The organism is Haloferax gibbonsii ATCC 33959 (assembly GCF_000336775.1).
In the GTDB taxonomy this organism is placed as follows: Archaea; Halobacteriota; Halobacteria; order Halobacteriales; family Haloferacaceae; genus Haloferax; species Haloferax gibbonsii.
Map to the genome: position 1 here is coordinate 103,083 of NZ_AOLJ01000014.1, position 26,331 is coordinate 129,413.

Here is a 26,331-nt window from a genome sequence, read left to right on the forward strand (position 1 = left end):
CCGACCGCGTCCCGATTCGACGCGAAGCCGGCCGAGTCGACTCCGACCCGCGAGGAGGAACTATTTTCCCCGTCGCCGCATCACCTCAGAATACAACTCATGAATATCTCGATGGGAACCTATCTGGTCACGCAGTCGGACCGCTCCGGCGGGCGGTCGACGCCGGACGTGGTGCAGGCCGCGGTCGACGGCGGCGTCGACGTCGTTCAACTCCGCGAGAAGCACGCGAGCGCCCGCGACCGCTACGAGGTCGGCCGCGAGGTTCGCGCCGTGACGGCCGACGCGGGCGTCACCCTCGTCGTCAACGACCGGGTCGACATCGCGGCCGCCATCGACGCCGACGGGGTCCACCTCGGCGACGACGACGTGCCCGTCTCGGTCGCGCGCGAACAGCTCGGCGACGACGCCATCGTCGGCCGGTCGGTCTCGACCGTCGCGGGCGCGAGAGCCGCCGAGGAGGCCGGCGCGGACTACCTCGGCGTCGGCGCGGTGTTCGCCACGGACACGAAGGACACGGACCCCGAGCAGTCCGAAATCGGGACCGAGCGGGTGTCGGCCATCGCGGACGCCGTCTCGATTCCGTTCGTCGGCATCGGCGGCGTCACGCCCGGCAACGCCGCCGACGTGGTCGCCGCCGGGGCCGACGGCGTCGCGGTCGTCTCGGCCATCACCGCCGCTGACGACCCCGCCGACGCGACCCGCCACCTCGCCGACTCGGTCGCCGCCGGGAGGGACCGCCGATGAGCGGACGAGACGACGCTGACGGCGCGGGTGGACAGGGCGGTTCGGACGGCGCGACCGGTCCGGGCGGCGTGCCTGACGTGGCGCTGGACGAGGTGCTGGCCGCCGTCGCGGGCGAACAGCCGCTCATCAACTCGGTCACGAACGACGTGACGGTCAACGACGTGGCGAACATCACGCTCTACTGGGGCGGCCTGCCGGTCATGTCCGACGACGAGCGCGAAGTCGGCGACATGGTCGGCATCGCCGACGGCTGTCTGCTCAACATGGGGACCGTGAGCGAGTCCGGCGAGGAGACGATGCTGACTGCCGGTCGCGCCGCGAACGAGGCCGGCGTCCCCCTCGTCGTCGACCCCGTCGGCGTCGGTGCGACCCCGACGCGCGACCGGGTCGCGGACCAACTCGTCACCGACCTCGACGTGGACGTGCTCAACGGCAACTACGGGGAAATCTCCGCGCTCGTCGGCGACGACGCCGAGGTCCGCGGGGTCGAGTCGGTCGGCGAATACGCCGAAATCGCCGCCGCGGCCGTCGAGTGCGCCCGGAAGACCGGCGCGGTCGTCGTCGCCTCCGGCGAGACCGACATCGTCGCCACCGAGGAGGCCGCCTTCGAGGTCGACGCCGGCCACTCGATGATGGGCGCTGTCGTCGGCACCGGCTGTATGCTCGGCGTGACGCTCGCCGTGTTCGGGGCCGCCATCGACGACCCGCTTTCGGCGGCGCTCGCCGGGACCGCGGCCTACGGGCTCGCGGGCGAACTCGCCGCAGAGGGCGCGTTCGGCGACTACCGCGGCCCGGCGAGCTACAAAATCGCCTTCCTCGACGCGGTCGCCGGACTCGCGGACGCCTCGACGCCAGACATCGCCGACCGAATCGACCGCATCGAGGTCCGATAGATGCCGGGGACCGCCCCCGACCCGCGGACGCCGCCGTACGTCCTCACCGTCGCCTCCAGCGACTCCGGCGGCGGCGCGGGCATCCAAGCGGACCTGAAGACGATGACTCGGCTCGGCGTCTACGGCGGGTCGGTCATCGTGGCCGCGACGGCCCAGAACACCCGCGGCGTCGAGGGCTCGCACGTCCTCCCGGCCGAGTCGATTCGCGCCCAGTACGAGGCCGTCGCCGACGACTTCGACGTCGCCGCCGTCAAACTCGGGATGCTGGCGACCGCCGAGGCCGTCGAGACGGTCGCCGACTGCCTCGCCGACTACGACGGCCCGGTCGTTCTCGACCCCGTGATGGTCGCCACCTCCGGCGACCGACTGCTGGACGAGGACGCCGTCGACGCCTACGACGCCCTGTTCGCGCGGGCGACGCTCGCGACCCCGAACGCCGACGAGGCCGAGGCGCTGACGGGCGTGTTCCCCGACTCGCCGGCAGCCGTCTCCGAGGCAGCCGACTGGTTCTTCGACCGGGGTGTCGACGCCGTGCTCCTGAAGGGCGGCCACGTCGCCACCGACGACGACACCGTGGTTGACACGCTCGTCACGCCGACGGAGACGACGACGTTCGTCAATCCGCGCATCGACGCGACGGCGACTCACGGGTCTGGCTGTACGCTTTCGAGCGCCGTCGCCGCCCGACTCGCCCGCGGCGACGACCTCGCCGACGCCGTCCGCAACGGCATCGAGTTCACGCGCGCGACCCTCGCCGAACCGGCCGACGTGGGCGAGGGCGCGGGGAGCGTGAACCACCTCGTCGGCGTCGGCGACGGCTGGACCCCCGACGCGGACGCGCCCGACGGCGACGACTGACCGCCGGGCGCGCCGGCACTCGTCCGAGGCGCTCGCGGCACGCGCCTTTTTGCAGACACGTGTCGTATCACGGACATGGCAGAGAAAGCAGCCGCGAACGCGCTCCGCGCCCGAATCGAGAGTGGCGGCGTCGCGCTCGGCGTCCTCGACAACACCTACAGCCCGACGCTCGTGGAGTTCTACGGCGAACTCGGCGTCGACTTCGTGTGGCTCGACCTCGAACACGGCGGACCGAGTTCGCTCGACTCGGGCGCGATGGAGAACCTCCTCCGCGCGGCGGAACGAACCGGCATCGAGCCGTTAGTCCGACTCCCGACGACGGACCCGGAGTTCGTCCGGAAAGCCCTCGACCTCGGCGTCAGGAACGTCTTCCTCCCGCGCGTGGAGTCGGCCGCGGAGGTCCGCGAGGCGGTTCGGTCAGCCCGATTCACCTACGGCGACGGCCCCGGCGACCGCGGCCTCGCGTCGCCGCGCGCCCGCCGGTGGGGGCTCGCCGACGACTACGTCGCGAGCGAGGACCGCGAGACCCTCGTCGGCGTGACCATCGAGACCGCCGAGTCGCTTTCGGACCTCGACGCGATTCTCGACGTGCCCGAACTGGGCTTCGTCTTCATCGGCCCGTTCGACCTCTCGGTGGCGCTCGGCCACCCCGGCGAGATAGACCACCCGGACGTGCAGGAGGCCGTCGAGCGAGTCCGCTCGGCCGCGGTCGAGGCCGGCGTCCCCGTCGGCGGGCTCGGCTTCGGCATGGACGACGTGAACGAGAAGGCGGAAAACGGCTATCAGCTCATCAACCTCGGCAGCACCACCGGCGCGCTCAAGGGCGTCGTCGACGGCTGGTTCGACGCCGCGACGTTCGACCGCGAAGCGTAGCGCCCGCGCCTACTCTGTCGCGTCCGACCCCGAGTCGGACAGCCGCATCGCCACGCTGTACATCTCGCCCGCGGACTCCGATTCGACCGCGGCGGCGACGCGGTCGGCTTCGGCGGCGAGCCACTTCCCCATCTCGCCGGGGACTTCAGCCGCCAGCGACGTCGCCACCGACGCGTGCGCCTCGACGTGGCTCGCGGACCACGGAACCGGGTCCAGCAGGGTCAGTTCGCGGTCGAAGCGCCAGCCGTGCCCCGAGAACAGCGCCCTGAGCGCGTCGGCCGGGTAGAACGTCAGCGCGGGCCGCCCGCGGGCCAACTGGCTCGCCGCGTTTTCGAGCGCGAACAGCTCCCGAACCGCGGCGTCGTCGGGGAGCGGTTCGTAGTCGTCGACGACGAGGTGACAGCCGGGCGCGGCGACCCGCGTTAGCTCGCTCGCGACGGCGGCGAGCGACTCGGGACCGACGAGGTTGAACAGCCCGTGGGCGGTGACGATATCGACCGCGTCGTCGGCGAGGGGGAGGCTCCGAACGTCGGCCTCCAGCACCGCGGTTCTCGCTCGGTCCGTCGGCGACGGGGCCACGCGGTCGCGGACGAGTTCCGCGTGCTCCGGGTCGTTCGTGACGGCGTAGACGCGCTCCGCGCCCGCGTCGAGGAGTCCGGCGGTGGTGTTGCCGGTCCCCGCGCCGGCCTCCAGACAGACCGCGCCGCGGACCGGACGGTCGTCGAGGGCGGCCGTGACGGTCGTGGGAACGTCCATCGCGGGAATCGAGGGTAGAGCCGTTCGCTCGCTAGTGGTGCAGTTGCTCCGGAACCGGGCTCTCGTCGTGCCGGAGGCGCTCGATGAGAGACCGCTGGGCCGTCTCGTCCATGCCGTTGTACCGCGTCGCGGCGTCGAGGACCATCGCCACGAGCTTCGGGTCGCCCGGCGTGACGACGCTCGTGAGGCCCTGGGCGGCCGCGAAGTCGAACCGCTCCGCGATTTCGCCCGGGGTGTCGACCGGCTCGTACCAGTTGGGGAACGGCCGGTCGGCCTCGGGTAGTTCGTCGGTGTCGGGCCACGGCCCGCGGGCGAACGCCTTGATTCCGAGGGTGCCGATTCCGGCCTCCTCGGCCGCCTCGAAGACGCCCGCGTAGTCGTGTTCGTCGTCGCCCTTGCCGACGACGACGGGGTTCAGCGGGAACATCAGCGTTTCGAGGTCGTCGATGCGGTCGATGGCGTCGCGGATGAGCCCCGGGTTCCCGTGACTCGTCAGGCCGATGTGGCCGATTTTCCCCTCGTCTTTCGCCTCGCGGAAGGCCGCGAGCGCGCCGTCGTCCGCCGTGATTTCGTCCAGTTCGGACTCGTATTCGAGGCCGTGGACCTGATAGAGGTCGATGTAGTCGACGCCGAGGCGGTCGAACGAGCGGTCGAGCTTCCGCTTTGCGCCCTCGTAGCCCCGCTCTTGGGTCTTGCAGCCGAGGAAGATGTCCTCGCGGTGCTGGCGGAGCTTCGGGCCCAGTTTGAGTTCCGCGTCGCCGTAGGTCGGGGCCACGTCGAAGTGGTTGACGCCCTTCGAGAGGACGTGTTCGACCATCTGGTTCGCGCCCTCCTGTTCGAGCCAGTTGAGCGCGATAGCGCCGAACGTCGCGATACTACTCTCGTGGCCGGTGTCGCCGAGTGCGCGGGTTTGCATACGTCGAACGTCACCGTCGACGGACAAAAACGTGCGTCTCCCCCCGGCCGTTTTCCGTGACGCGGGTCACGGGGAGGCCGACGGCGCGACGTTCTGATTCAGCCGGAACAGGTTCGCCGGGTCGTACTCGTCTTTCAGGTCGACGAGGCGCTCGTAGGCGGGACCGAACGTGGTCTGCATCGTCTCGTCTCCGCCTTCGAGGAACCCGGGGAAGTTCAGGTAGACGGTGCCGTCGGAGAACCGCCGCATATCGTCGATGCAGTCGCGGACCCACGCGACGTTCTCCTCGTCGGCGTCGGGGTCCTCCCAGTTGCCCTCCACGCCGAGGAGATACGGCGCGCGCCGACCGGCGAAGGAGCTCTCGTCCGCGCCGACGTCGGCTATCGCGCCGCCGAGGTGCCAGATATCGACGGTCGAAAGCGGCGACGGCGCGGCGGCCGTCCAGTGGTCGAGCCGTTCGAGAACGTCGTCGGAGAGGCCGTCGAGGTAGAGCGACTTCCAGTAGTAGCGCATGCCGTCGGGGTAATCCTCGTCGAGGAGGCGCTGGAGTTCGACGTAGGGCATCACGCCGCTGAAGTCGGCGATTGGGTCGGCGAACTCGCGCAGGGGTGCGAGCGCCGCGGTCCCCTCCTCGGGCGGCCCGGCGTAGCAGCCGAGGATACCGAGTTTGGGAACCGACGCCGCGTCGCCGAACAGTTCCTCGTCGGGAAGCACGCCCGAGAAGGTGAGCGCGCTCACCTCGTCGGGGGCGGACCGCGCGTACTCGCGGAAGTCCCGCAGGCGGTCCGGGATGTCCGCCGCGGGATAGAACACCAGACACATCGCCACGTCCGGGCCGACGGGGTGGAGTTCGAACTCGAAGCCGGTGACGACGCCGAAGTTGCCGCCGCCGCCGCGGAGTCCCCAAAAGAGGTCGGCGTTCTCGTCTCGGCTCGCGGTCACCACCTCGCCGGCGGCGGTGACGAGTTCCACCGACCGGAGGTTGTCGCAACTGAGGCCGTGCTTCCGGCGGAGGTGTCCGAGGCCGCCGCCGAGCGTGAGCCCCGCGACGCCGGTGTCGGAGACGACGCCGCCCGGCGCGGCCAGCCCGAACAGTTGCGTCTCGTGGTCGACGTCGGCCCACCGCGCGCCCCCTCCGACCCACGCGGTTCGCGCGTCGGGGTCGACCCGAACGCTCGTCATCTCCGAGAGGTCGATGACGATGCCGTCGTCGCAGACGGCCGTCCCCGCGACGTTGTGGCCGCCGCCGCGCACCGCGACGACGAGGTCGTTCTCGCGCGCGTAGTTCACCGACCGAACCACGTCGGCGACGCCCGCACAGCGGACGATGAGCGACGGTCGCCTGTCTATCATCCCGTTCCACACCGCGCGAGCCTCGTCGTACTCGGCGTCCTCCGGTCGGAGGACGGGCCCGCGAAGACTCGCCTCGAAGGAGTCGCGTTGCTGGTCGTTAGCCATACCGTGCTATTCGTTCGCACGCCCGTTAGCCTCAACTCCTGAGCGGTGTGTTCCGGCGTGAGTCGGGTTTCACCCCGTGAGACGGTCGGGTCAAACTGCTCTTGGTCTCTACGGAAGCTATTTTCCAATCCCAGAGTGGTTGTACAGTATGAATTGGTCTCGCATTCTTCAGGGATTCGGTGGTCTCAGTCTCTTTCTCGGCTGTATCTCGGTCTGGTACGCATTCCAGCGTCAGATGTGTTCCGGAGGTGGAGAATGCGCTCCGAATATCGTGTATCTCATTCCGGGGGTTCTTGCTGTTCTTCTTGGGGTCTGTTTAGCTGTATTTGCCCATCGACGTAGTCCGGCGAAGAATGCGATTCAAGTCTGATAGACACACCCTCTGTCTGTGTCACGCGGTCCCTATCAGGCGACGAGGACTGCAAAGTCCTTCAACCGAGACGATGTGCCGAGTCGGTGGAACCCAACCGACGGGGAGATAGGTGTCGAAGGAGCGCGCCGATGACTACCGAGCGCCGAGGGATGGAGTTACTACTCCCGCCGACCAATAAGCTAGTGATTGTCATGCACACTCACGGCGACGGGTCCGGCAGCGGTGACGGTTCGCCGCCGGAGCCGTCGGTTCTGGACGCGATTCTCAAAAACGCGCGGAATCGCCGGTATCTCGGCCAACAGTTGTCGACCGCGGGCGGGCGCGTCGAGACGGACGACCTCGTGGACATCGTCCGGCACGGTCCGCTACTGGAAGCGCTCCTCGACGAACCGCTCGACAGGCGAGGTATCGAAGAGCGCCTCGACGTCTCGAAGGCGACCAGCCACCGCTTTACGCGCTGGCTGGACGAACGGGGGCTGGGCGAGCGAATCGACCACCGATTCCGGTTGACCGGCCTCGGAGAAGTCGTCGCCGAGGAGGTCCTCCGATTCGAGGCGAACGTCCGAACCGCCCGGCGGTTGACGCCGCTCCTCGACGCCATCTGCGACGACCACGACGAGTTCGTCGTCGAGCCGTTCGCGGACGCGACGGTGACCGTCGCGGCACCCGAAGACCCGTATCGGCCGGTCGAGCGGTTCGTCGAGCTCGTCCGCGGGTCGGAGACGTTCCGCGGGTTCAACACGACGCACATGGCGCCGCTCGTCCTCGGCGAGTTCCATCGGCACATCTTCGACGAGACGGAGACGGAGATTATCTACCGCCCCGAAATCGTGGCGCGGCTGTTCGAGACGTACCCGGAACGAGCCCAGAACGCCGTCGAGCGCGGCCACCTGCGGCTTCGAACCCGCGGCGACTTCCCCTACGGACTCGCCATCTACGACGACCGGGTCGGCATCGGCGGCTACGACGGGACGACCGGACTCATGGAGGTCTTCGTCGACACCGACGCGCCAATCGCGCGACAGTGGGCCGAGCGCGTCTACGCGTCGGTCAGGGCGGATTCCGAGTCGCTCGATGCGGAGATGTCGGAGGTATAACGGGTACTCCGTCCGGTCGGTCGGGCTCGCGGTCGGCGCGATGACGCCGCCGCGACCCGGTAACACTCGCGTCAGCGGATACTCAAGTCCTTGCGGCCCGTAGGACCGCCCATGGCAGAACCCACGCCCACACCCGGCATTCACCACGTCACCTGCATCGCGGGCGACCCGCAGCAGAACCTCGACTTCTGGGTCGAGACGCTCGGGCTCCGCCTCGCCAAGCGCTCCATCAACCAGGACGACCCCAGCACGTACCACTTCTTCTTCACGGACGCGGAGGGGACCCCCGGCACGAGCATGACGTTCTTCCCGTGGGAGAACCTCTCGCGGGGGAAGGTCGGCACCGGGCAGGTCTCGCGGACCGCGTTCCGCGTGCCCGAGGGCAGTCTCGACTACTGGGAGGACCGATTCGACGAGTACGGCGTCGACTACGACGACCGAGTCGAGCGGTTCGGCGAGACGGTCCTCCCCTTCAGCGACCCCGACGGCCTCCCGGTCGAACTGGTCGAAGTCGAGATTCCCGACGACGACCCGACGGTCCCGTGGACCGAGTTCGTCCCCGAGGAGGCCGCGATTCGCGGCTTCCACTCCGTGACGCTCTGGCTGGGCGACCCCCAGCCCACCGAAGACCTGCTCGAAACGATGGGCTTCGAGCGCGTCGGGACCGAAGAAGCGCAGGGCGACACCCCCGGCGACGAGCGGACGCGGTTCGCCGCGACCGGGAGCGTCGGGAAGTACGTGGACGTGCTGCCGACCATCGAGAGCAGCCGACAGGGCCACGGCACGGTCCACCACGTCGCCTTCCAGACGCCGACCGACGAGGACCAAGAGGCGATGCGCAAGGCCGTCCAGTCGAAGGGCCTGCGCCCGACCGCACAGATCAACCGCCACTGGTTCCGGTCGGTCTACTTCCGCGAGTTCGGCGGCGTGCTGTTCGAACTCGCCACGAGCGGGCCGGGCTACACCGCCGACGAACCCCTCGACGACCTCGGCGGCCGCCTCGTCCTCCCCGGCGAGTTCGAAGGCCGGCGCGAGCAGATAGAGGCCGGGCTGACCGACGTGACGGTCCCGCGGGCCGAGTCCGCCGAGGCCGACGACTGAGCCTCGGAACGACCTCGCCCCGGAGCCGTTTTCCACCCGTCGACGCCGCCCGTTTTGCCCCGTGTTAGCACCCCGTGAGCCACCGCGACGAGTGTCGCAATCACAAGTACCATCATCGCCCGCGACGCAGTGGTCCGTACTTAGGTGGATGACGTGACGGAAAAACGCGAATACACGGACGACTATCAGGACAAGACGCTGTACATCCCCGGTCCGACCGAGGTGCGCGAGGACGTCATCGAGGAGATGTGCCAGCCGATGTTCGGTCACCGGATGGACCGCATGACCGACCTCTATACGACCATCGTCGAGGACACGAAGGAGTTCCTCGGCACGGACAACGACCTGATGATTCTCACGGGGTCGGGCACCGAAATCTGGGAGTCGTCGACGCTCAACCTCGTCGACGAGAACATCCTCGTGCCGACCTGCGGAAGCTTCAGCGAGCGCCACGCGAACGTCGCGGAGCGCCTCGGCAAGAACGTCGACCGCATCGAGTACGAGTGGGGGCAGGCCATCAAGCCCGAGGACATCCGCGAGGCGCTGGAGTCCAGCGACGAGCACTACGACGTGGTCGCCACCGTGATGAACGAGAGTTCGACCGGCGTCCGCAACCCCATCGAGGAGATCGGCGACGTGGTCGCCGAGTACCCCGACACCTACTTCGTCGTCGACGCGGTGTCCGCCCTCGGCGGCGACTACGTCGACATCGACGAGCACAACATCGACGTCATCTTCGCCTCGTCGCAGAAGGCGTTCGCCATGCCGCCGGGACTGGCCATCTGCACCGTCAGCGACGCGGCCTACGAGCGCGAGCTGTCGAAGGACTCCGCGTCGTGGTACGGCGGCTTCCAGCGCGCCCTCGACTACTACGACCGCAAGGGTCAGACCCACTCCACCCCCGCGATTCCCATCATGCTCGCGTACCGCAAGCAGATGAAGTACATGCTCGAAGAGGGCCACGATGGCCGCGACCAGCGCCACCGCGAGATGGCCGAGTACACCCGCGACTGGGCCTACGAGCACTTCGACATGTTCCCCGAGGAGGGCTACGAGTCCCAGACCGTCGCCTGCATCGAGAACACGCAGGGAATCGACGTCGCCGCCACCATCGAGGAGGTCTCCGAGAAGTACGACATGGCCTTCTCGAACGGCTACGGCTCCGCGCTCGGCGAGAAGACGTTCCGCATCGGCCACATGGGCGAACACGACGTGGAGTCGATCAAGGCGCTGACCGACGCCATCGAAGACGTGGCCGGCCTGTAGGGTTCGTAGCGGACCCCGACGCAGGTGCCGCACCCGCAGTTCGACCTCTCCCTCGTCGTCGCCGAGCGGTTCGGGGTGCCGGGGTCGAACCAAAAAGTCGTCTTCACCGAACGCGAGGGAGTCAGATGACGGGCTACGACCGCGTCGGCGACGACCGGTCGGAGTCGGCCTGACCGGCGTCGGCCACCCGGAGTTCGACCGCGAAGACGGCCCCTCTCGGGTCGTTGTCCTCGACCCACACGTCGCCGCCGTACTTCTCGACCAGCGACCGCACGAGGTACAGTCCGAGGCCGGTCCCCCGGCTGTCCAGTCCCTTTTCGTCCTTCGCGAAGACGGTCTCTTTTCGCTCGTCGGGTATCCCCCGGCCGTCGTCGGCGACGCGGACGACGACGTGGTCGCCCCCTTCGGACTCCGAGACGGAGACCTCGATAGTCGGCTCGTCCCGGTCGGTGTGCTGGACGGCGTTCGTGAGGAGGTTCCGGAAGACGGACCCGAGCATGTCGTCGGCCAGCACCGCGACCGCCGGCACCTCGGTTTCGACCGTCACGCTCGCCTCCGGAGCCATCTCTCGGAGCGACGCGAGTTCGGCTTCGAGGACGGGCCGGAGCGAGACCGGTTCGTTTTCGACGCCCCGACTGCGCATCATCTCGGCCATGTCCCGCGCCGTCTTCGTCAGTTCGACCGCGTGGTTGGCGCGCTTCCGGACGATGTCGACGTACTCCATCGCCTCGTCGTCGTCGACGCGCTCCCCGAGCAGTTCCGCGTAGGCGGTCACCAGTTGGAGGTCGTTGCGAACGTCGTGGCGGACGACCTGATTCAGCACCGCGAGCTCGTCGCGCTGCGTTTCGAGAAGGCGGTTCTGTTCGCGGAGCTCCGCCTCGTACCGCTTCCGCTTCGTGGTGTCGCGGGCGACGCTCAAAACCGCCGTCTCCCCGTGATAGCTCACGAGGCTCGAACTGATTTCGACGGGTATCTCCCGGCCGTCTTTCGCCCGGTGGACCGTCTCGAACACCTGCGTGCCGTCCGACGGCATCTGGGAGATGAGCGCCGATGCCTCGTCGTCGCTGAGGCCGGCGTCGATGTCGTGGACCGTCATCGAGAGGAGTTCGTCCCGCGAGTAGCCGAGCAGTTCCACCGCGGTCTCGTTCACCGCGAGGATGTGGCTGTCGATGTCGATGACCCAGACCGTGTCGTTCATCCTGTCGATGAGCTCTTGGTACTCCTCGCGGGCGCGCTTCAGTTTCCGCTCTCGCTCCCGTCGGTCGGTGATGTCCCTCGATACGGCGATGACGCCGACGATTTCGCCAGCCACCTGAAACGGCGCGAAGCGGTAGCTCAGCGTCCGCGACTCGCCGTCCGGCGTGACGAGTTCGGTCTCGCCTTCGAGCGAGTCGACCTCCTCGTCCAAGAGCCGCTGGTACGGGTCGCCCGAACGTTCCTCGCGGACCGTCTCGACGAGCAGGCTCCGCTCGCCTTCGAGTTCGGCGGGCGTCATCCCGTAGAAGTCGGCCAGATAGGCGCTCGCGAGGAGGAATCGACCCTCGCGGTCGTACAGGCACGCGCCCTCCAGCATCTGTTCGAAGACGCGCTCGTAGACGAGCGAGGAGTCGACCGGCCGCCGGTCGGTCGCCGCGACCGCCCGCTCGACCCGGACGGCCAACTCCTCGTAGTCACCCGCCCCCCGAACACGGACGTAATCGGTGACGCCCGCGTCGAGCGCCTCCGTCGCGGTCAACTCGCACGTCTCGTCGGCGACGACGAGAAACGGGAGCTTCGGCTCTCGGCTGCGAACCGCCGCGAGGAACTCGAGCGCGTCTGTCCCCTCCCCGCCGACCGACGAGACGACGCAGTCGAAGCCGACGCCCGAGCCGGCGTCTCGCAGTCGCTCTCCCGCCGCGGCCGCGGTCCGAACCGTCTCGACTTCAAACCGCGTCTCTCGTCCCCGAACGCCCTCGGTGACCGCCGTGGCGACGTCCGGGTCGGCGACGACGAGAAGCGATACCGAACCGTCACCATCGCTCATCACCTAGGTCACTCTCGACCATCGGGTAAAAGGTCGTGTGGCGCTGCGCGTCGTTTCGAGGCGACCACTCGGTTGTAACACCCAGTAGCAACACTTTTGTGACGACCGCCGAGACCACGACGGCATGAACGAACCCAAACTCGACGTATCGGCGGTGATGAGCGGTGACTGGCGGGGATATCTCTCGGAGATGGGGCCGTCGTGGGTCGCGGGCGCGGTCGCGGCGGGGCCGGCGACGATGGCGACCGTGCTCACGGCCGGCGCGACGTTCGGCTACGCGATGCTGTGGGTCGTGGTGCTCTCGGCGGTCCTCGGCGCGTCGGCGCAGTACCTGTCGATGCGACTCGGCCTGCTCACGGAGGACGGTATCATCGCCGTGGTCGAACGCGAACTGGGCGACGGCTGGGCGTGGGTGCTCGTCGCCGACGGGGTGCTGGCCGCGGGGCTGGCCCAACTGGTCATCATGAAGGGCCTCGCGGACGTGAGCGCGACGATAACCGGCGTCGACGCCCGGGTCTGGGGCGTCGCGTGGGCGGTCGTCCTCGCCGCCGGACTCGCCGGGCGGGGCTACCGCTTCGTCGAACTTCTCGCCAAGGGGCTCGTCGCGGCCGTCGTCGTCGCGTTCCTCGCGTCGCTGTTTTTCGTCCCCGTCGACCCGGCGGCCGCGGCCGCCGGGCTCGTGCCACGCATCCCGGCGGGGGTCGACGGCGCGCTCGTCGCCGCCGGCATCCTCGGGGGCGCGGTCCACATCACGCTCATCACGATGCACTCGTACACGATGCGCGCCCGCGGCTGGACGACCCGCGACTACGGGCTGGCGACGTTCGACGTGGGCGCGTCGATGCTCGTCGCCTTCGGCATCTACAGCCTCGCCATCTTCGTCGTCGCGGCGGGCGTCCTCCACACCCCCGAGGTGGCCGCGAGCGACCTCTCGGCGGTGGCGGCCGCGCAGGCGCTCGGCCCGCTGGCGGGCGCGAACGCCAAGTGGCTGTTCCTCCTCGGCCTCTTGGGGGCGGCCGTCTCCACGCTCGGCGGCAACACCGTCGTCCCGCCGTACCTCGTCGCCGACAAACTGGGCTGGGGGACGGACCTCTCCGACGATCGGTACCGCGCGCTCCTCGCGGGCGTGGCGCTGTTCTCCGGCGTCGGCGCGTTCCTCGGCGGCGCGTTCTTCCCGCTTCTCGTGTTGGTGCTGGCGTTCGGGCTCGTCGGCACGCCCTTCGCCATCGCCGTCGTGCTCGTCCTGCTCAACAGCGACGCGGTCGCGGAGCCGAACTCGACGCTCGCGAACCTCGGCGGCGTCGTGCTGCTGGCCATCACGACCGTCCTCGCCGCGAACTTCGTCCGCTCGCGGGCGCTGTCCGACCTCGGTGACCCGCTTTCGGTGTTCGTCGTCGCCTTCGCCGCGGCGATGGGTGCCGCGACGCTCGGACTCCTCGGCAAGTTCGTCCGCGAGACCGTCGGGCGACCGACCGCGGCCTGACCGGCAGGCGCTCACTCGCGGGGGGATCAGGCGACTTATTTTCGACCCCGACAAGCGACAGGGACGCGACAGTGCCCTCCGAAACAGCCGCGGACGATACCCTCGACGGCGTCGTCCCCGACGACGATGTCCCTGACAGCGACATCTCTGACGACGATGTCTCCGATAGCGACGTCCCCGACGACGAACGCGAGGCGCTCTTGACCATCGGCCACGGCGCGGTCGTCGCCTCCGGCGGACAGTCGCTCCAGCGGGCGCTGACGACGGCGACCGAGTACGCGCTCGCACAGGGGTTCGGCCCGGTCGTCTACGGCGTCTACGCGTTCGCGTGGCGAGTCTCCCAGCTCCTGTTCCGTCTCGTGAACTTCGGGTCGGTCCCGACGCTCCAGCGGTACCTCTCCGCGCACGACGACGACCCCGCGCGGCAGGGACGAGTGGTGGGGCTGGCGTATCTGACGACGCTCGTCGTCGGTCTCGGATTCGCCGGCGGGTTGGTCCTCGCGAGCGGGCGGCTCAACGCCGCGACCGTCTCGCACCCCGACTTCCCGCCGACGATACACCTGTTCGCGGCGCTGGTTATCCTCGTCGGCTTGGTGCAGGTCCACGCGGGAATCCTCAGGGCCGTGCAGTCGGCCCGCGGCGAGGCGCTTTTCAACCGCGTCCTCCGCCCGGCGGTCAGGCTCGTGGGGGCCGTCGGCGCGATGGCGCTCGGGTACTCGCTCGTCGGCGTCGCCGGCGCGTTCGTCGTCGGCATGGCCGTGCTCGTCTTGGTGGGCTTTCCGATGGCCGTCTCGGCGAGCGGTATCCGACCCGGTCTTCGCGGCGTTCGCTCCGAGGCCCGGCGGTTCTACAACCACTCCGCGCCCATCGCGCTGAGCAGCCTCGGGAAGGTGTTCCAGAACCGCGTCGACGTGATGCTCGTGGGGTTCCTCCTGACCGCGAAGGCGGCGGGCGTCTACAACGTCGTGCTCGTGTTGGTGACGCTGGCGTGGATTCCGCTCCTCTCGTTCAACATGCTCCTGCCGCCGGTCGCGTCGGCGCTCTACGCCGACGACGAGATGGAGACGCTCAACGCGGTGTACACGGCTGTGACGCGGCTCATCGTCACCTGCGTCGTTCCGATACTGGTCGTGCTCACGGTGTACGGACGGTCGATTCTCTCCGTGTTCGGCCCGAACTTCACGGCGGGCTACGTCCCCCTCGTGGTCTATCTCGGCGGCGTCTTAGTCGGGAGCGCCGTCGGCGCGACGGGGTGGCTGCTCATGATGACCGACCACCAGTACGCCCGGATGGCGCTCGACTGGCTCTTAGCCGTGCTGAACACGCTCCTCACGCTCGCGTTCGTCCGGGCGTTCGGCTTGTCGGGCGCGGCGCTCGGCACGGCCGTCGCCATCGCCGTCCAGAACTCGATTCAGGTCGTCCTCCTTCGCCGCTTCGAGGGGCTGTGGCCCTTCGACGCGACGTTTCTCAAGCCGCTCGGCGCGGGCGTCGCGGCGGCCGGCGTCATGTTCTTCGTCCGCGAGGCGTTGGGCGGGTCCGGTGCGGTCGTCGTCGCCACCGGCGCGACGCTGGGCGCGGCGACCTACGTGGTCGCGCTCGGCGCGCTCGGCGTCAACGACCGCGACCGACTCGTGGTGACGGCGTTGGCCGCCCGCTACCGCCGGGCGATAGCTGCGGCCCTCGGCGAACGAGGGCTCGGCACGTTCGGGAACCGATAGCGGTCGCTCGCGGGGGTTCGGATTCGCCACACTCGCGAGTCGGGCCGGCGACCGACGAGCGTCGAAGAAGTCTCTCGCCGAGACAGGGTGTCGCCCAGAACACTAACGGCCGGTCTCATCCCGAGGCGGCGTGCCGCGTCGACCGGGAAACCCTCGTGCCGGGCGGTCCGTCTTTCGGGCGCGGACGTTCCGAAGTACGCCGGCGTCTGCCGGCCAGTAGCTGTCGCGTACCCGGGTTCGCCGTGCTGTCATCGCTCCCGAAGCGGGAACACTCGGACGGGGACTTGAGGTACGCAGTCGACCCTAGCGCGCCGGGGGTAAAACGAGTTCCGACCGGCGGGCGTCGTCGCCGGCGAAGAAGACTGCCCGAAGTCGGACGACTTGCCCGTCGACGCGGACGTAGTAGAGACGGTCTTCGGACCGGTCGAACGCCGGGAGCGCGTCGAGGTCCGCGCGGAGGGCGTCGTAGTCGCTCAGGCAGTCGGAGATACTCGACTCGCGGGGGTGGCCCTCGGCGGCCGCTTCGACCACCTTCAGCACCCACGGGCTGTTCGCGACCCGTGGGTCGGCGGCGTCGACGACGGTCGCCCCGTCCGGGGCGTTCCCGACCAGTTCCGCCCGGAGGACGATTTCGGCCGACGTACACCCACGAAGCGACGAGCAGCCGGCGAGGCCGCCGGTCAGCCCGACGCCGACCGCCGCGGCTCCGTGACGGAGTAGCTGACGGCGAGAGGGTCGACCGGCCATCGACTGACAGAAATTCGGAGAAACTGATAAGTCTTCCGTCGACTACAGCGCGTACTCGTCTTCGCGCAGTTGGACGTACTTGCCCTTGCGGTACTTCACCTTCGTCCGCTGGTACTGCGTGGCGAGTTTGGCGGCGCTGAACCCCGCGCTGAGCTTCGAGGCGCCGAACGCCTTGTAGCCCTCGTCCTTTTCGAGGAGCTTCCGGGCCGCCTTGAACGTCTTGTCCCACTGGCCGGGGCCGTAGTCGTGGACGATTTCGGCCATGGCGACGTTCCGGAGGATTTCGTCGCCGATGGCGTCCTTCCAGCGGTCGTTGTAGTCGCTCAGGTCGCCCTCGGCGGCGAGTTCGCCGGCGATGGCTCCCGTCCGGACGGCGACGTGGTCGCCGCCCTCGTGGAAGGCCGAAGTCGCGCCCATCGCCCCGCCGGTGACGGCGATGCCGGCCGCCGCGGGCGAGTCGATAGGTCGCGTCGAGGAGATGGCGTACGTCTCGGTTCCCTTCGTCTTCCCGCGGTCCTCGACGAGAGGGAAGTCCTCGTCGATGTCGTACTCGTCGCCGTACTCCTGTTCGAGAAGGCGGCGGACGTACTCGCGGCCCTGCGGGATTCGCTCGTCGTCCTCGCGGAGGAGCTTGTACGCCTCGCGGTCTTCGACCTCGTCGATGTCGAGGCCGATGGGCATCGTGAGGCCGACCCGGCAGACGTTGTTGTCGTTCGGGAAAATCCACGGATACGCCGTGTGGCCGGGCATGTAGCCCCACCAGAACTTGATTGCGCCGTCGACCTCGTCGAACAGTTCCGGCGGGAACTCGCGGTGTTCCTGATAGGCGATGTGGTTCGCCTCGGTCGACGACAGGCGGTCCGTGATGGGGAACGGAAGCAGGTCGTCGAGCACCTTGTTCGTGACCGTCCGCTGGGGGCCGTCGGCGAGCACGACGAAGTCGGCGCCCACGTCCTCGCCGTTGGCGAGGCGGACGACGTGCCGGGGGTCGTCGCCGGCGGCGTCGAGGTCGGTCTCTACATCGCGGACGGAGGCCTTCACGCGGTACTCCGCGCCGACGTCTTCGGCGCGACTGCGGAGCCAGTCGTCGAACTTCGCCCGGTGGAAGGTGTAGCCGAACTCGTCGTACGAGGAGTCGATGCCGGTGCTCCGAAGGGTCAGCGACTCGTTCGGCCCGATGAACTCCGCGCGGTCGAGGATGTCGAGCACGACGTCGTCGGGGAACTCGTCGGGGTGGATTCCCATGATGTCCACCCAGTAGTCGAGGATACCGGCCGCGTCCGTCGAGTCGGGCCCGAGGCCCGGTCGGTCTGCTCGGGGGACGCCCTTCTCGAGGACCAGGGCGGAGGCCCCGGCCGAGGCCGCGGCGTGTGCCGCCGACGTGCCGGCCGGACCGCCGCCGATGATGGCGACATCTACGCGTTCCATACCGCTACAGCACTTCGCTCAGGTATTAAACCCCCTGAACCGACGCGGCGTCCGACGGTTTCGAGCCGCGCGTCCGCGCGCTGCACCGACCGCGCACCAGCAACGCCGCGTTCGCCGCTCGACGCGCCGCCGCTCGGCCCTCTCGACGGGAACGGCCCCCCAGTAGATTCCGTAGCGTGGCTCACCGCTCTTTCAAAATACTATTACAGATAATCTAAGGGTCCGATGAATTTCACCGACGTATGTCGGTTCTGTCAACAGAACTCAGCCGAATACCGAGGTTGATAACCGAGTGCGGGGGTTTATAGCGGAGAGCGCGGTAGCTCCGAGTCAATGACCGCAGACGAGCCGGACGAACCGAGAGAGCCCGTCGTGTTTCGCGACGAGACGGGCGACCTCGTCTTCGTCGACGGCGGCCCCGCCCCACAGGGGTATGCGCCCGTTGCGTGGAGACTCGGTGAAGACGGCTCGCGGTTCGTCGTCGACCCGACAGTCGATGCCGTCGCGGTCACCCGTACGATTTCGAAACGTCGCCCGCGACGGCGCGAGCCCATCGAGTGAGCGTCCACCCGGCCGAATCGGACAGATTCATCACCGACTTCGAGAATCATCGAGCATGTCCGACCCAGACATCGCGGTGCTTCGGCAGAAGATTCACGGCCTGTCTGCCGAGGCGTACGCCGAAACGCTCCGCGAGCGGCTCCCCGACCGCGAGGTCGCCCTCGCGACTACCCCCGCCGAGGAGCGCGACCTCCTCTCCCGCGCGCGAGTCGCGACCGGCTTCGACGCGGACGAAGCGGACCTCGAAGCCGCCGAGAACCTCGACCTGTTCGCCTGCGTGTTCGCCGGCACGGGCCACCTCCCCATCGAGGCGTTCGAGGCCCGCGACGTGGCCGTCACAAACGCCTCCGGCGTCCACGGTCCGAACATCGCCGAACAGGTCCTCGGCAGCCTCCTCTACTTCGCTCGCCGCTTCCACGTCGCTGAGCGCCAGCAGGACGCCGGCGTCTGGCAGTCGTACCAGACGGTCGAACTGCAGGACTCGACGGTCACCGTCGTCGGTCTCGGCGCGCTCGGCGAGGCGATCGTGGACCGACTCGAACCGTTCGGCGTCGAGACCGTCGGCGTGCGCTACTCGCCGGAGAAGGGCGGCCCGACCGACGAGGTCGTCGGCTTCGACGACGAACAGGGCCTCCACGACGCCTTCGCCCGCGGGGACTACGTCGTCATCGCGTGCCCGCTGACCGACGCCACTCGCGGCCTCGTCGACGCCGACGCGTTCGCGTCGATGGCCCCCGACACCGTCCTCGTCAACGTCGGCCGCGGCCCGGTCGTCGACACCGACGCGCTCGTCTCGCAACTCCGGAGCAACGGCATCCGCGGGGCGGCACTCGACGTGACCGACCCCGAACCGCTGCCCTCTGACCACCCGCTCTGGGACTTCGAAAACGTCCTCATCACCCCCCACAACGCCGGCCACACCCCGAAGTACTGGGAACGCATGGCCGACATCATCGCCGAGAACCTCGACAAACTGGACGCCGGCGACGGCGACCTGCGGAACCGCGTGGCCTAATCCGAGTCGACTCAGCGACTCCGCGATCCGCGACCCTACAACCCCACAGTCGACGGCACCGCGACCGGATTCCGCACCGAAACTGTCAATCCAGTAGCTACTGTCGGTTGTGCCGTGCAGTTCTCAGCGTGGCGGTGGAACCGAATTCTCGCCTTTTTCGGCGGCGCGGGACTCCTCGTTTTCGTCCCGTGGTCCGGGCTCTCGCCCGCCCTCCCGGAGTGGACGATAGACGTGCTGCTGTCCGTCCCGTTCGGCCTGTGCGTCTACGGGTTCACCGAACAGCCGCGAAAAGTGATTGCGCTGATTCCGGTCGGAACCGCGCTCGGAATCGGGGTGCTCGCCCTGTACCGGGCGTCCGGCGTGCACCTGTTTTGACGACTGTGGTCGCGTCGCGGGAGACGCCGCGGCGACTCGTCGTTACTCGTCGCGCGTGAGCGCGGGGTTCGTCACCGCGCCGTTCGCGGCGGAACCGAAGTCGCGGGCGTACTTCGCCAGCACGCCGGAGGTGTACGCCGGCGGCTTGGGTTCCCAGTCCTCTTTCCGCGTTTCGAGTTCTTCGTCGGTGAGGTCCACGGAGAGTTCGCGGTTCGGGATGTCGACGGTCACCTCGTCGCCGTCTTCGAGGAGGCCGATGGGGCCGCCCTCGGTCGCCTCGGGGGCGACGTGGCCGACCATCGGGCCGCGCGTCGCGCCGGAGAACCGGCCGTCGGTGAGAAGCGCCACGTCGTCCTCGTGGCCCTGTCCGACGACGGCCGCGGTGACGCCGAGCATCTCGCGCATGCCGGGGCCGCCGCGCGGACCCTCGTTGCGGATGGCGATGACGTCGCCCTCCTCGATGTGGCCCTCCTGCACGTAGCGCATCGCGTCCTCCTCGTTCTCGAAGACGCGGGCGGGGCCGGTGTGGTGGAAGGCGTCGTCGCCGGTCACCTTCAGGACCGCGCCGTCGGGCGCGAGGTTGCCGGTGAGAATCTTGATGGCTCCCTCCTCCTGATACGGCTCGTCGACCGTGTAGAGGAAGTCCGCTTCGAGGCCCTCGTCGTCCGGGAGGTCGAGGTGGTCGAGTTCCTCGGCGATGGTGCGACCGGTGACGGTCATCGCGTCGCCGTGGAACAGGTCGGCCTCGACGAGACGGCGGATGACGACCGGGATGCCCCCGATTTCGTGGAGGTCGTTCATGACGCGCGTGCCGCCGGGCTGGAGGTTGGCGATTTTCGGCGTGCGCCGGGAGATTTCGTCGAACTCCTCGATGTCGAGGTCGACGCCCGCCTCGGCGGCGAGCGCGAGCAGGTGGAGCACGGCGTTGGTCGACCCGCCGGTAGCGACCTGCAGGGTGATGGCGTTCTCGAAGGACTTCTTCGTGAGGATGTCGGAGGGGCGGCGGTCGTTTTCGACGCAGTCGAGGACGACCTCGCCGGCGCGGCGGGCGTTCTCGTAGCGCTCGTCGGACTCGGCAGGTGCGGAAGCCGACCCGAGCGGGGCCAGTCCGAGTGCCTCGGAGATGGAGGCCATCGTGTTGGCCGTGAACATCCCGCCGCAGGAGCCCGCGCCGGGGCAGGCGTGGCGTTCGAGGTCGTCGAGTTCGTCGGCGCTCATGTCACCTTCGGCGTAGGTGCCGACGCCCTCGAAGACGTTCTGGACGGTGACCTCGCGGCCCTCGTGCTGGCCGGGCATGATGGAACCGCCGTAGAGGAAGACGGAGGGGAGGTCCGTCCGGATGGCGGCCATCATCATGCCGGGGAGGTTCTTGTCGCAGCCGGCGACGGTGACGAGCGCGTCCATGCGCTCGCCGAAGGAGACGAGTTCGACGGAGTCGGCGATGACCTCGCGGGAGATGAGCGAGGCCTTCATGCCCTCGGTCCCCATGGAGATGGCGTCGGAGATGGTGACGGTCCCGAACTCGATGGGCATCCCGCCCGCGGCGTCGATGCCCTCGATGGCCGCGTCGGCAACGTCGTCGAGGTGGACGTTACACGGCGTGATGTCGGCGGCGGGGTTCGGCACGCCGACCATCGGCGACGAGAAGTCCTCGTCGTCGAAGCCCATGGCGCGGAACATCGCACGGTGCGGGGCCTTGTCGGGACCCTCCGTGACCTCCGTGCTGCGGAGGTTCGGGTCCTTACCGCTGGAGAACACGTCGTCCGGGTCCTCCTCGCGTGGGGACTGCTGGCTCATACCTCTTCGGAGCGTGTGCGCGAACTTAAATGGCCGCGACTGGGCAGACGTTGCAGTCGGATTCGCCCGACGACCCTCGATTCTGTGGGCGCTTACCTACTCCTCGTCGCGCCGAGCCAGGCCGGTGAGGTGCGGCGCTTCGGGGACGATTATCTCCGCGGTCCCGAGCCGGGCGGCGTTTTCGCTCCCCGGCAGACAGAACGTCGGCATCCCGTCGACGACGCCCGCGGTCGCGCGGGTGCCGACGACCTTGGTGCCGATTTCGTCGTACGAGAGCCGCCGGAACAGCTCGCCGAAGCCGGGGAGCGTCTTCCCGAACAACTGCGCCGTCGCCTCGACGGTCCGGTCGTCGGGCGTGACGCCCGTCCCGCCGGTCGTGACCGTCACGTCGACGTCGCCGCGGTCGGCCATCCGCGAGACCGCGGTCTGTATCGCGTCGTAGTCGTCGTCGACGACCCGCCGGACCGACACCGAGTGACCCGCCTCGCGGAACAGTTCCGCTATCGCGTCGCCCGCGGGGTCGTCGTCCACGTCGCGGGTTGAGGAAATCGTCAGCACCGCCGCTTCGAGGTCGTCGATGTCGTGGTGGTGATGGTCGTGGCCGTGATCGCCGTGGTCGTGGTCGCCGTGGTCGTGGTCTCCCTCGCCGTGATGATGGTCGTGGTCGCTCACGGCCGCGCCTTCGTCGGCGGGCGATAAAGTTCCCGCGTCGGCCCGGCGGTCATCGGCTCGGGCGGCCGGACAGTTCACCGCCGAGCGGTGCGGCTCACTCGCCGTCCGGAACCTCGTCGAGCAAGTCGGGCGCCAGGCGTTCCGCGTTCTCGCGGAGCGTCTCGAACTGTCCTCTGGCCCACTCGACCGCCTCCTCGGTGTCGTTGCGGGCGACCCCGCCGAGTCCGGTGTCGGTGTAGACGACGATGCCCGCCTCGTCTTCCGTCACCCAGAGGCCGAACCGGAACGGGACCTCGGCCCGGTAGAGCGTCACCGACTCGTGTCGGAGCTGGTCGGCGATGACCGCGCGAGAGTCCGGAGCGGCGACGAGCCGGTCGAACAGCTCGTCGGCGATTATCATCTCGACGACCGTCCCGCCGGCCGTCGCCGTCTCGTAGAACGGGCGGAGCTGACCGACGAGGGCGACCGGGGCGACGCCCGAGACTCGCTCCGCGCTCTCGACGCTCGAAAACAGCTCCTGAATCGCGCTGTCCGGGATGTTCGGACTCGACGTGTGCACCGTCGCGCCCGTCAAGAACGCGGGGTCGAGCGGCGCGTCGACCGGGAGCATCGAAAGGAGGTCTCGGGCCGCGTGGACGCCGCGGAGCGAGTCGAGACACTCGTCGTACGCGTCGAGCGCGCGCCGGCCGACGCACGTCAGTCGGTACTGGCCGTCGCCGCGCTCGGCGAGCCCGGCGTCGAGCAGTTCGCGGACGACGCGGTCGACCGTCGAACGCGACGTACCGAGGTCGTCTGCGAGCCCGCGCTTGTCTCGCGGTCGCTCCGCGAGCGCTCGGACGAACGCCGACCGCCTCACGAGCAGACGCGAGAGCTGTGCTGAAGTCCCGTCTCTGGTCACGTGCGTGCCTCTCTTCGGAGCAGGGTCCGACGACTGTCGGCCCGGCTGTTCAGCCCGCTGATCCCGTCGGCGAGCGCGACTGCCAAACCCGACTGTGTTGGGTACCCTGCGTCGTATATATCTTCGCCCCGATAGGTTTTGACACCTGTGGAAATACGCTGAATGTCGAAATAGAGGAAAGACGATTGGCGTAAACCCACACTTTAGTTCCTGCCCTTCCTCGGTGGTGTCGAGATGAAAGCGGTCCAATTCACGGAACACGGCGACCGAGACGTCCTCGAATACGGCGACTTCCCGGACCCGGAGGTCGGCCCCGACGAGGTCCTCGTCGACGTGAAGGCGGCGTCGCTCAACCACCTCGACATCTGGACGCGACGCGGCCTCCCGGGCGTCGAGTTGGAGATGCCGCACATTCCCGGCAGCGACATGGCCGGCGTCGTCACCGAGGTCGGCGAGCGCGTGACCCGCTTCGAGGCGGGCGACCACGTCGCGCTCATCGCGGGCGTCGCCGGCGGCGGCGACGAGTTCTCCCGGAAGGGCGACCCGACGCTCGCGCCGGACTTCCACATCATCGGCGAGCACGTCCGCGGCGTCCACGCCGAGTTCGCGGCGATTCCCGAGGAGAACCTCGTGCCCGTCCCCGAGGACGTGCCGTGGGAGGTCGCCGGCTCCGCATCGCTCGTCTTCCAGACCGCGTGGCGGATGCTCGTCGACCGCGGCGAACTGCGCCCGGGCGAGAAGGTGCTCGTCCTCGGCGCGTCCGGCGGCGTCGGCCACGCGGCCGTCCAAATCGCCGACTACGCGGGCGCGGAAGTGTACGCCACCGCCTCCACCGACGAGAAACTGGAGTACGCGAAAGAGTGCGGCGCGGACCACGTCATCAACTACGAGGAGGAGGACTTCTCGAAGGAGATTCGGAAGCTCACGGACGGCCGCGGCGTCGACATGGTCGTCGACCACATCGGCGAGGCGACCTACAAGCAGTCGCTCAAGAGCCTCGTCAAGGGCGGCCGCGTCGTCACCTGCGGGGCGACCACCGGCCCCGACCCGGGCGCGGGCCTCAACTACATCTTCTGGAACCAGCTCTCGGTCATCGGCTCGACGATGGCGACGCCCGGCGAGGCCGACGAGGTGCTCGACCTCGTCTGGGACGGCACCTTCGAGCCCCGCATCCGCGAGACGCTCCCCATGAGCGAAATCGACCGCGCGCACGAGCTCATCGAGGAGCGACAGGGCTTTGGCAAGGTGGTCGTAATCCCAGATAGTGAGCTCTGACACCACGGCTCGGGACGACGCGACCACCGAGTCCGACACCTACGTCCACCGGCCGGACGGCGTCGCCGTCGGCGGCGGTAGCTCGGAGCCGGAGGCGACCGGCTTCGGCGACCGCGGCTGGGTGCTCGTCGGCGTCGTCGCGCTCTGTTTCCTCGTCATCCCCGGCGCGGTGTACCTCGTGCCGTCGCTCCCGGCGATGGCCGGCCTGCCGTACCTCGCGGCCATGCTGGCCCTGCCGATGCTCCCGGCGCTCGCGCTCGGCCTCGTCGCCGTCTGGTCGATGACCGCGGCGACCCGCGGCGGCGACTGAATCGACCCGTTCGACCCGTCGAAACCGCTCTTTCGGGTGGTCGAGACGCGACGCCCGTTTTCGTTTTCACCCCCGATTCTCTCGCACCCGAGCCGCGCTCTCGGCTGCCGGTGTCGCACCCGGCCGCCGATTCTCAGCGGTGGAATTGCGTGCCGATATAAATGGTTCCGACAAGGCTTATCCCGTTCCGTGGGTGACATTCACACGCACAGATGTTCGAACGGTTCTCCAGCAGTTACTTCCTCGGCCGCTTGTACGTCGAACCGTACGACGGAGCCGAGGCGGCGATTCACCGAACGGAACACGAGCGACTCAACGAGTGCGTCTACACGGACGGCCGCGGCGTCGAGCGAGTCGACTACCCGCTCGTGATGAAACTCGACACGGCCCACTTCCCCGTCGTCGGCGACGACGGCGTGCCCTCGGGAACGCTCGCGCTTCCCCGAGACGCCGTGGACGCGGACGCGCTTCCGGACGACAGACCGGTGCTTCTCGCCGACGCCCCGCGGGCCGCCGAGTTACTCCGGTACGCCGGCTACGACCTCGACGACCTCGCGCCCGGCGGTCCCGGCGGGACCGAGGGCTCCGGCCCGGACCGACCCGACGACAGGCTGGCCTGAGGCCCCGCAGCCGCCGTGGCGAGCGGGTTCCCGCGCCGTCCGCCTCGCGTCCGAACGCTCAAGTGGTCGGCCCGCACGCGTCCGTGTATGCTGGACGAGTTGTTGGGTCGAGCCGAACTCAAAGAGCGCATCGCCGAGTTGGAAGACGAACGCGACGCGCTAGCCGGGCGTCTAGAGGGCGAGTCCGAGCGCCGAACGGAGGCGGCCCGCGCGCGACAGGAAGCCGAGAAGGAGGTCAACCGCCTCGAAGACCGCATCACCGAACTCGAAGACCGCGTAGAACGCCTCTCGGGCGACGACGACTCTCTCGACTACCGCGGCACCGAGGACCTCCGCGGCGACCGTCTCCGCGAGGTGCTGTCCCGCCTCGACTCGCTTTCGACCGACGCGGAGGGCGCGCTCACCGCCGCCGTCACCGACGACCGCTCGCTCCCCTCGGCCGTCGAGTCCGCCTTCGGCGACCGGGCCTCGCTCGTCCGACGGGCCGCGCCCTGCGTCGCGCTCACCGACGACGCCGGACTGGTGAGCGTCGCGCTCTCGCCCCCGCGCCAACCCGACGGCTTCGACGCGTGGAGCGACGGCTTCGACCTCGACCCGGCGTGGTTCCACCCGACCGAGACCACCGTCGTCGCGCTCGTCCGCGGCGACCTGTTCGCTCTCGGCCGCTACGAGGACGCCGACCTCGAATTCGTCGAGGGCTTCGAGAGCGACGTGAAGTCCGCCCACTCGAAAGGCGGGTTCTCGCAGGCTCGCTTCGAGCGCATCCGCGAGGGCCAAATCGACGACCACCTCGACCGCTGTCACGAGGCGCTCGACGAGTTCCTCGGCGGCGGTTCCGGCGCGGATGCGGGTGCCGCCGGCGGCGACGCCGACCTCGTCGTCCTCGGCGAGCGGACCGTCCTCGGCGAGTTCCGCGACCGGGCCGCGCTGACCGCGACCGTGGACGCCAGCGGCGACCCCGAAGCGGCGCTCGCGGAGGCGTCCAGGGAGTTCTGGACGACGCGGCTCTACCGGCTCTGAGCCGGCGGCGACGCCGCGGTGCGGTCCCTGTCGTCCCGAATAGTCGCAGACGAC

At 69.0% G+C, this 26,331-nt stretch carries 25 protein-coding genes; 16 read left to right on the forward strand and 9 right to left on the reverse strand.

What is annotated here, in order from left to right; all coding sequences use genetic code 11:
* The first annotated feature begins 111 nt into the window (after window positions 1-111).
* The 4 genes from thiE to C454_RS08950 all read left to right on the forward strand — a co-directional run bounded on the left by thiE (window position 112) and on the right by C454_RS08950 (window position 3,368).
* Window positions 112-744: a thiamine phosphate synthase gene (gene thiE / locus C454_RS08935; protein WP_193363457.1), complete on the forward strand. Its 633-nt coding sequence runs from the start codon at window positions 112-114 to the stop codon at window positions 742-744.
* Window positions 741-1,637, forward strand: coding sequence for a hydroxyethylthiazole kinase (gene thiM / locus C454_RS08940; protein WP_004974729.1), 897 nt, complete (start codon window positions 741-743; stop codon window positions 1,635-1,637). The genes thiE and thiM overlap by 4 nt, the downstream gene beginning before the upstream one ends.
* Window positions 1,638-2,495, forward strand: a complete 858-nt coding sequence (gene thiD, locus C454_RS08945) for a bifunctional hydroxymethylpyrimidine kinase/phosphomethylpyrimidine kinase (protein ID WP_004974732.1) — start codon at window positions 1,638-1,640, stop codon at window positions 2,493-2,495.
* A 75-nt stretch (window positions 2,496-2,570) separates the two neighbouring features.
* A complete protein-coding gene (locus tag C454_RS08950; protein WP_004974733.1) occupies window positions 2,571-3,368 on the forward strand; it encodes an HpcH/HpaI aldolase family protein in 798 nt (265 codons plus the stop codon).
* 9 nt (window positions 3,369-3,377) lie between these two features.
* On the opposite strand, the gene C454_RS08955 is transcribed toward C454_RS08950, so the two are convergent.
* From C454_RS08955 to C454_RS08965, 3 genes are all read right to left on the reverse strand, one after another.
* A complete protein-coding gene (locus tag C454_RS08955; protein ID WP_004974735.1) occupies window positions 3,378-4,124 on the reverse strand; it encodes a class I SAM-dependent methyltransferase in 747 nt (248 codons plus the stop codon).
* Window positions 4,125-4,155: 31 nt separating this feature from the next.
* A complete protein-coding gene (locus C454_RS08960; protein WP_004974736.1) occupies window positions 4,156-5,040 on the reverse strand; it encodes an aldo/keto reductase in 885 nt (294 codons plus the stop codon).
* A 66-nt stretch (window positions 5,041-5,106) separates the two neighbouring features.
* Window positions 5,107-6,498 (reverse strand): FAD-binding oxidoreductase, encoded by a 1,392-nt coding sequence (locus C454_RS08965; protein ID WP_004974737.1) that lies wholly within the window; start codon window positions 6,496-6,498, stop codon window positions 5,107-5,109.
* Window positions 6,499-7,062: 564 nt separating this feature from the next.
* On the opposite strand from C454_RS08965, the gene C454_RS08970 reads away from it, so the two are divergent.
* From C454_RS08970 to C454_RS08980, 3 genes are all read left to right on the forward strand, one after another.
* The gene (locus C454_RS08970; protein ID WP_004974738.1) at window positions 7,063-7,968 is read left to right on the forward strand and encodes a helix-turn-helix transcriptional regulator; all 906 of its coding nucleotides are present in this window, start codon (window positions 7,063-7,065) and stop codon (window positions 7,966-7,968) included.
* 111 nt (window positions 7,969-8,079) lie between these two features.
* On the forward strand, window positions 8,080-9,069 hold the full coding sequence (locus C454_RS08975) for a VOC family protein (protein WP_004974739.1): 990 nt from the start codon (window positions 8,080-8,082) through the stop codon (window positions 9,067-9,069).
* Window positions 9,070-9,222: 153 nt separating this feature from the next.
* Window positions 9,223-10,335 (forward strand): pyridoxal-phosphate-dependent aminotransferase family protein, encoded by a 1,113-nt coding sequence (locus C454_RS08980; RefSeq protein ID WP_004974740.1) that lies wholly within the window; start codon window positions 9,223-9,225, stop codon window positions 10,333-10,335.
* Window positions 10,336-10,468: 133 nt separating this feature from the next.
* Here C454_RS08980 and C454_RS08985 read toward each other — a convergent pair whose 3' ends face one another.
* Entirely contained in the window at window positions 10,469-12,358 is a 1,890-nt protein-coding gene (locus C454_RS08985) for a sensor histidine kinase (RefSeq protein WP_004974741.1), read from the reverse strand.
* 124 nt (window positions 12,359-12,482) lie between these two features.
* Between C454_RS08985 and C454_RS08990 the strand changes: the two genes are divergently transcribed.
* Both C454_RS08990 and C454_RS08995 read left to right on the forward strand, forming a co-directional pair.
* Window positions 12,483-13,841 (forward strand): NRAMP family divalent metal transporter, encoded by a 1,359-nt coding sequence (locus C454_RS08990; RefSeq protein ID WP_004974742.1) that lies wholly within the window; start codon window positions 12,483-12,485, stop codon window positions 13,839-13,841.
* A gap of 71 nt (window positions 13,842-13,912) precedes the next feature.
* Window positions 13,913-15,559, forward strand: a complete 1,647-nt coding sequence (locus C454_RS08995; protein WP_004974743.1) for a lipopolysaccharide biosynthesis protein — start codon at window positions 13,913-13,915, stop codon at window positions 15,557-15,559.
* Between the two features lie 303 nt (window positions 15,560-15,862).
* Here C454_RS08995 and C454_RS09000 read toward each other — a convergent pair whose 3' ends face one another.
* Together C454_RS09000 and C454_RS09005 are read right to left on the reverse strand one after the other, a co-directional pair.
* Window positions 15,863-16,306, reverse strand: a complete 444-nt coding sequence (locus C454_RS09000) for a hypothetical protein (protein ID WP_004974747.1) — start codon at window positions 16,304-16,306, stop codon at window positions 15,863-15,865.
* Between the two features lie 42 nt (window positions 16,307-16,348).
* The gene (locus C454_RS09005) at window positions 16,349-17,734 is read right to left on the reverse strand and encodes an NAD(P)/FAD-dependent oxidoreductase (RefSeq protein WP_004974749.1); all 1,386 of its coding nucleotides are present in this window, start codon (window positions 17,732-17,734) and stop codon (window positions 16,349-16,351) included.
* Between the two features lie 333 nt (window positions 17,735-18,067).
* On the opposite strand from C454_RS09005, the gene C454_RS09010 reads away from it, so the two are divergent.
* The 3 genes from C454_RS09010 to C454_RS09020 all read left to right on the forward strand — a co-directional run bounded on the left by C454_RS09010 (window position 18,068) and on the right by C454_RS09020 (window position 19,685).
* Complete coding sequence (locus tag C454_RS09010) at window positions 18,068-18,295, forward strand: hypothetical protein (RefSeq protein ID WP_004974750.1); 228 nt, start codon at window positions 18,068-18,070, stop codon at window positions 18,293-18,295.
* A gap of 55 nt (window positions 18,296-18,350) precedes the next feature.
* Entirely contained in the window at window positions 18,351-19,310 is a 960-nt protein-coding gene (locus C454_RS09015; RefSeq protein ID WP_004974753.1) for a D-2-hydroxyacid dehydrogenase, read from the forward strand.
* Window positions 19,311-19,424: 114 nt separating this feature from the next.
* Window positions 19,425-19,685: a hypothetical protein gene (locus C454_RS09020; protein ID WP_004974755.1), complete on the forward strand. Its 261-nt coding sequence runs from the start codon at window positions 19,425-19,427 to the stop codon at window positions 19,683-19,685.
* 42 nt (window positions 19,686-19,727) lie between these two features.
* On the opposite strand, the gene ilvD is transcribed toward C454_RS09020, so the two are convergent.
* The 3 genes from ilvD to C454_RS09035 form a co-directional block, all read right to left on the reverse strand.
* The gene (gene ilvD / locus C454_RS09025; protein ID WP_004974756.1) at window positions 19,728-21,482 is read right to left on the reverse strand and encodes a dihydroxy-acid dehydratase; all 1,755 of its coding nucleotides are present in this window, start codon (window positions 21,480-21,482) and stop codon (window positions 19,728-19,730) included.
* A 96-nt stretch (window positions 21,483-21,578) separates the two neighbouring features.
* On the reverse strand, window positions 21,579-22,154 hold the full coding sequence (locus tag C454_RS09030) for a MogA/MoaB family molybdenum cofactor biosynthesis protein (RefSeq protein WP_004974757.1): 576 nt from the start codon (window positions 22,152-22,154) through the stop codon (window positions 21,579-21,581).
* A gap of 94 nt (window positions 22,155-22,248) precedes the next feature.
* A complete protein-coding gene (locus C454_RS09035; protein WP_049905059.1) occupies window positions 22,249-23,052 on the reverse strand; it encodes a helix-turn-helix transcriptional regulator in 804 nt (267 codons plus the stop codon).
* A gap of 234 nt (window positions 23,053-23,286) precedes the next feature.
* Between C454_RS09035 and C454_RS09040 the strand changes: the two genes are divergently transcribed.
* The 4 genes from C454_RS09040 (at window position 23,287) to C454_RS09055 (ending at window position 26,277) form a co-directional block, all read left to right on the forward strand.
* A complete protein-coding gene (locus C454_RS09040; protein WP_004974761.1) occupies window positions 23,287-24,327 on the forward strand; it encodes a zinc-binding dehydrogenase in 1,041 nt (346 codons plus the stop codon).
* The gene (locus C454_RS09045; protein ID WP_004974762.1) at window positions 24,317-24,637 is read left to right on the forward strand and encodes a hypothetical protein; all 321 of its coding nucleotides are present in this window, start codon (window positions 24,317-24,319) and stop codon (window positions 24,635-24,637) included. Before C454_RS09040 ends, C454_RS09045 begins: the two co-directional genes overlap by 11 nt.
* Window positions 24,638-24,849: 212 nt before the next feature.
* A complete protein-coding gene (locus C454_RS09050; RefSeq protein WP_004974763.1) occupies window positions 24,850-25,257 on the forward strand; it encodes a DUF5802 family protein in 408 nt (135 codons plus the stop codon).
* A gap of 87 nt (window positions 25,258-25,344) precedes the next feature.
* A complete protein-coding gene (locus tag C454_RS09055) occupies window positions 25,345-26,277 on the forward strand; it encodes a Vms1/Ankzf1 family peptidyl-tRNA hydrolase (protein WP_004974766.1) in 933 nt (310 codons plus the stop codon).
* Window positions 26,278-26,331: the final 54 nt, after the last annotated feature.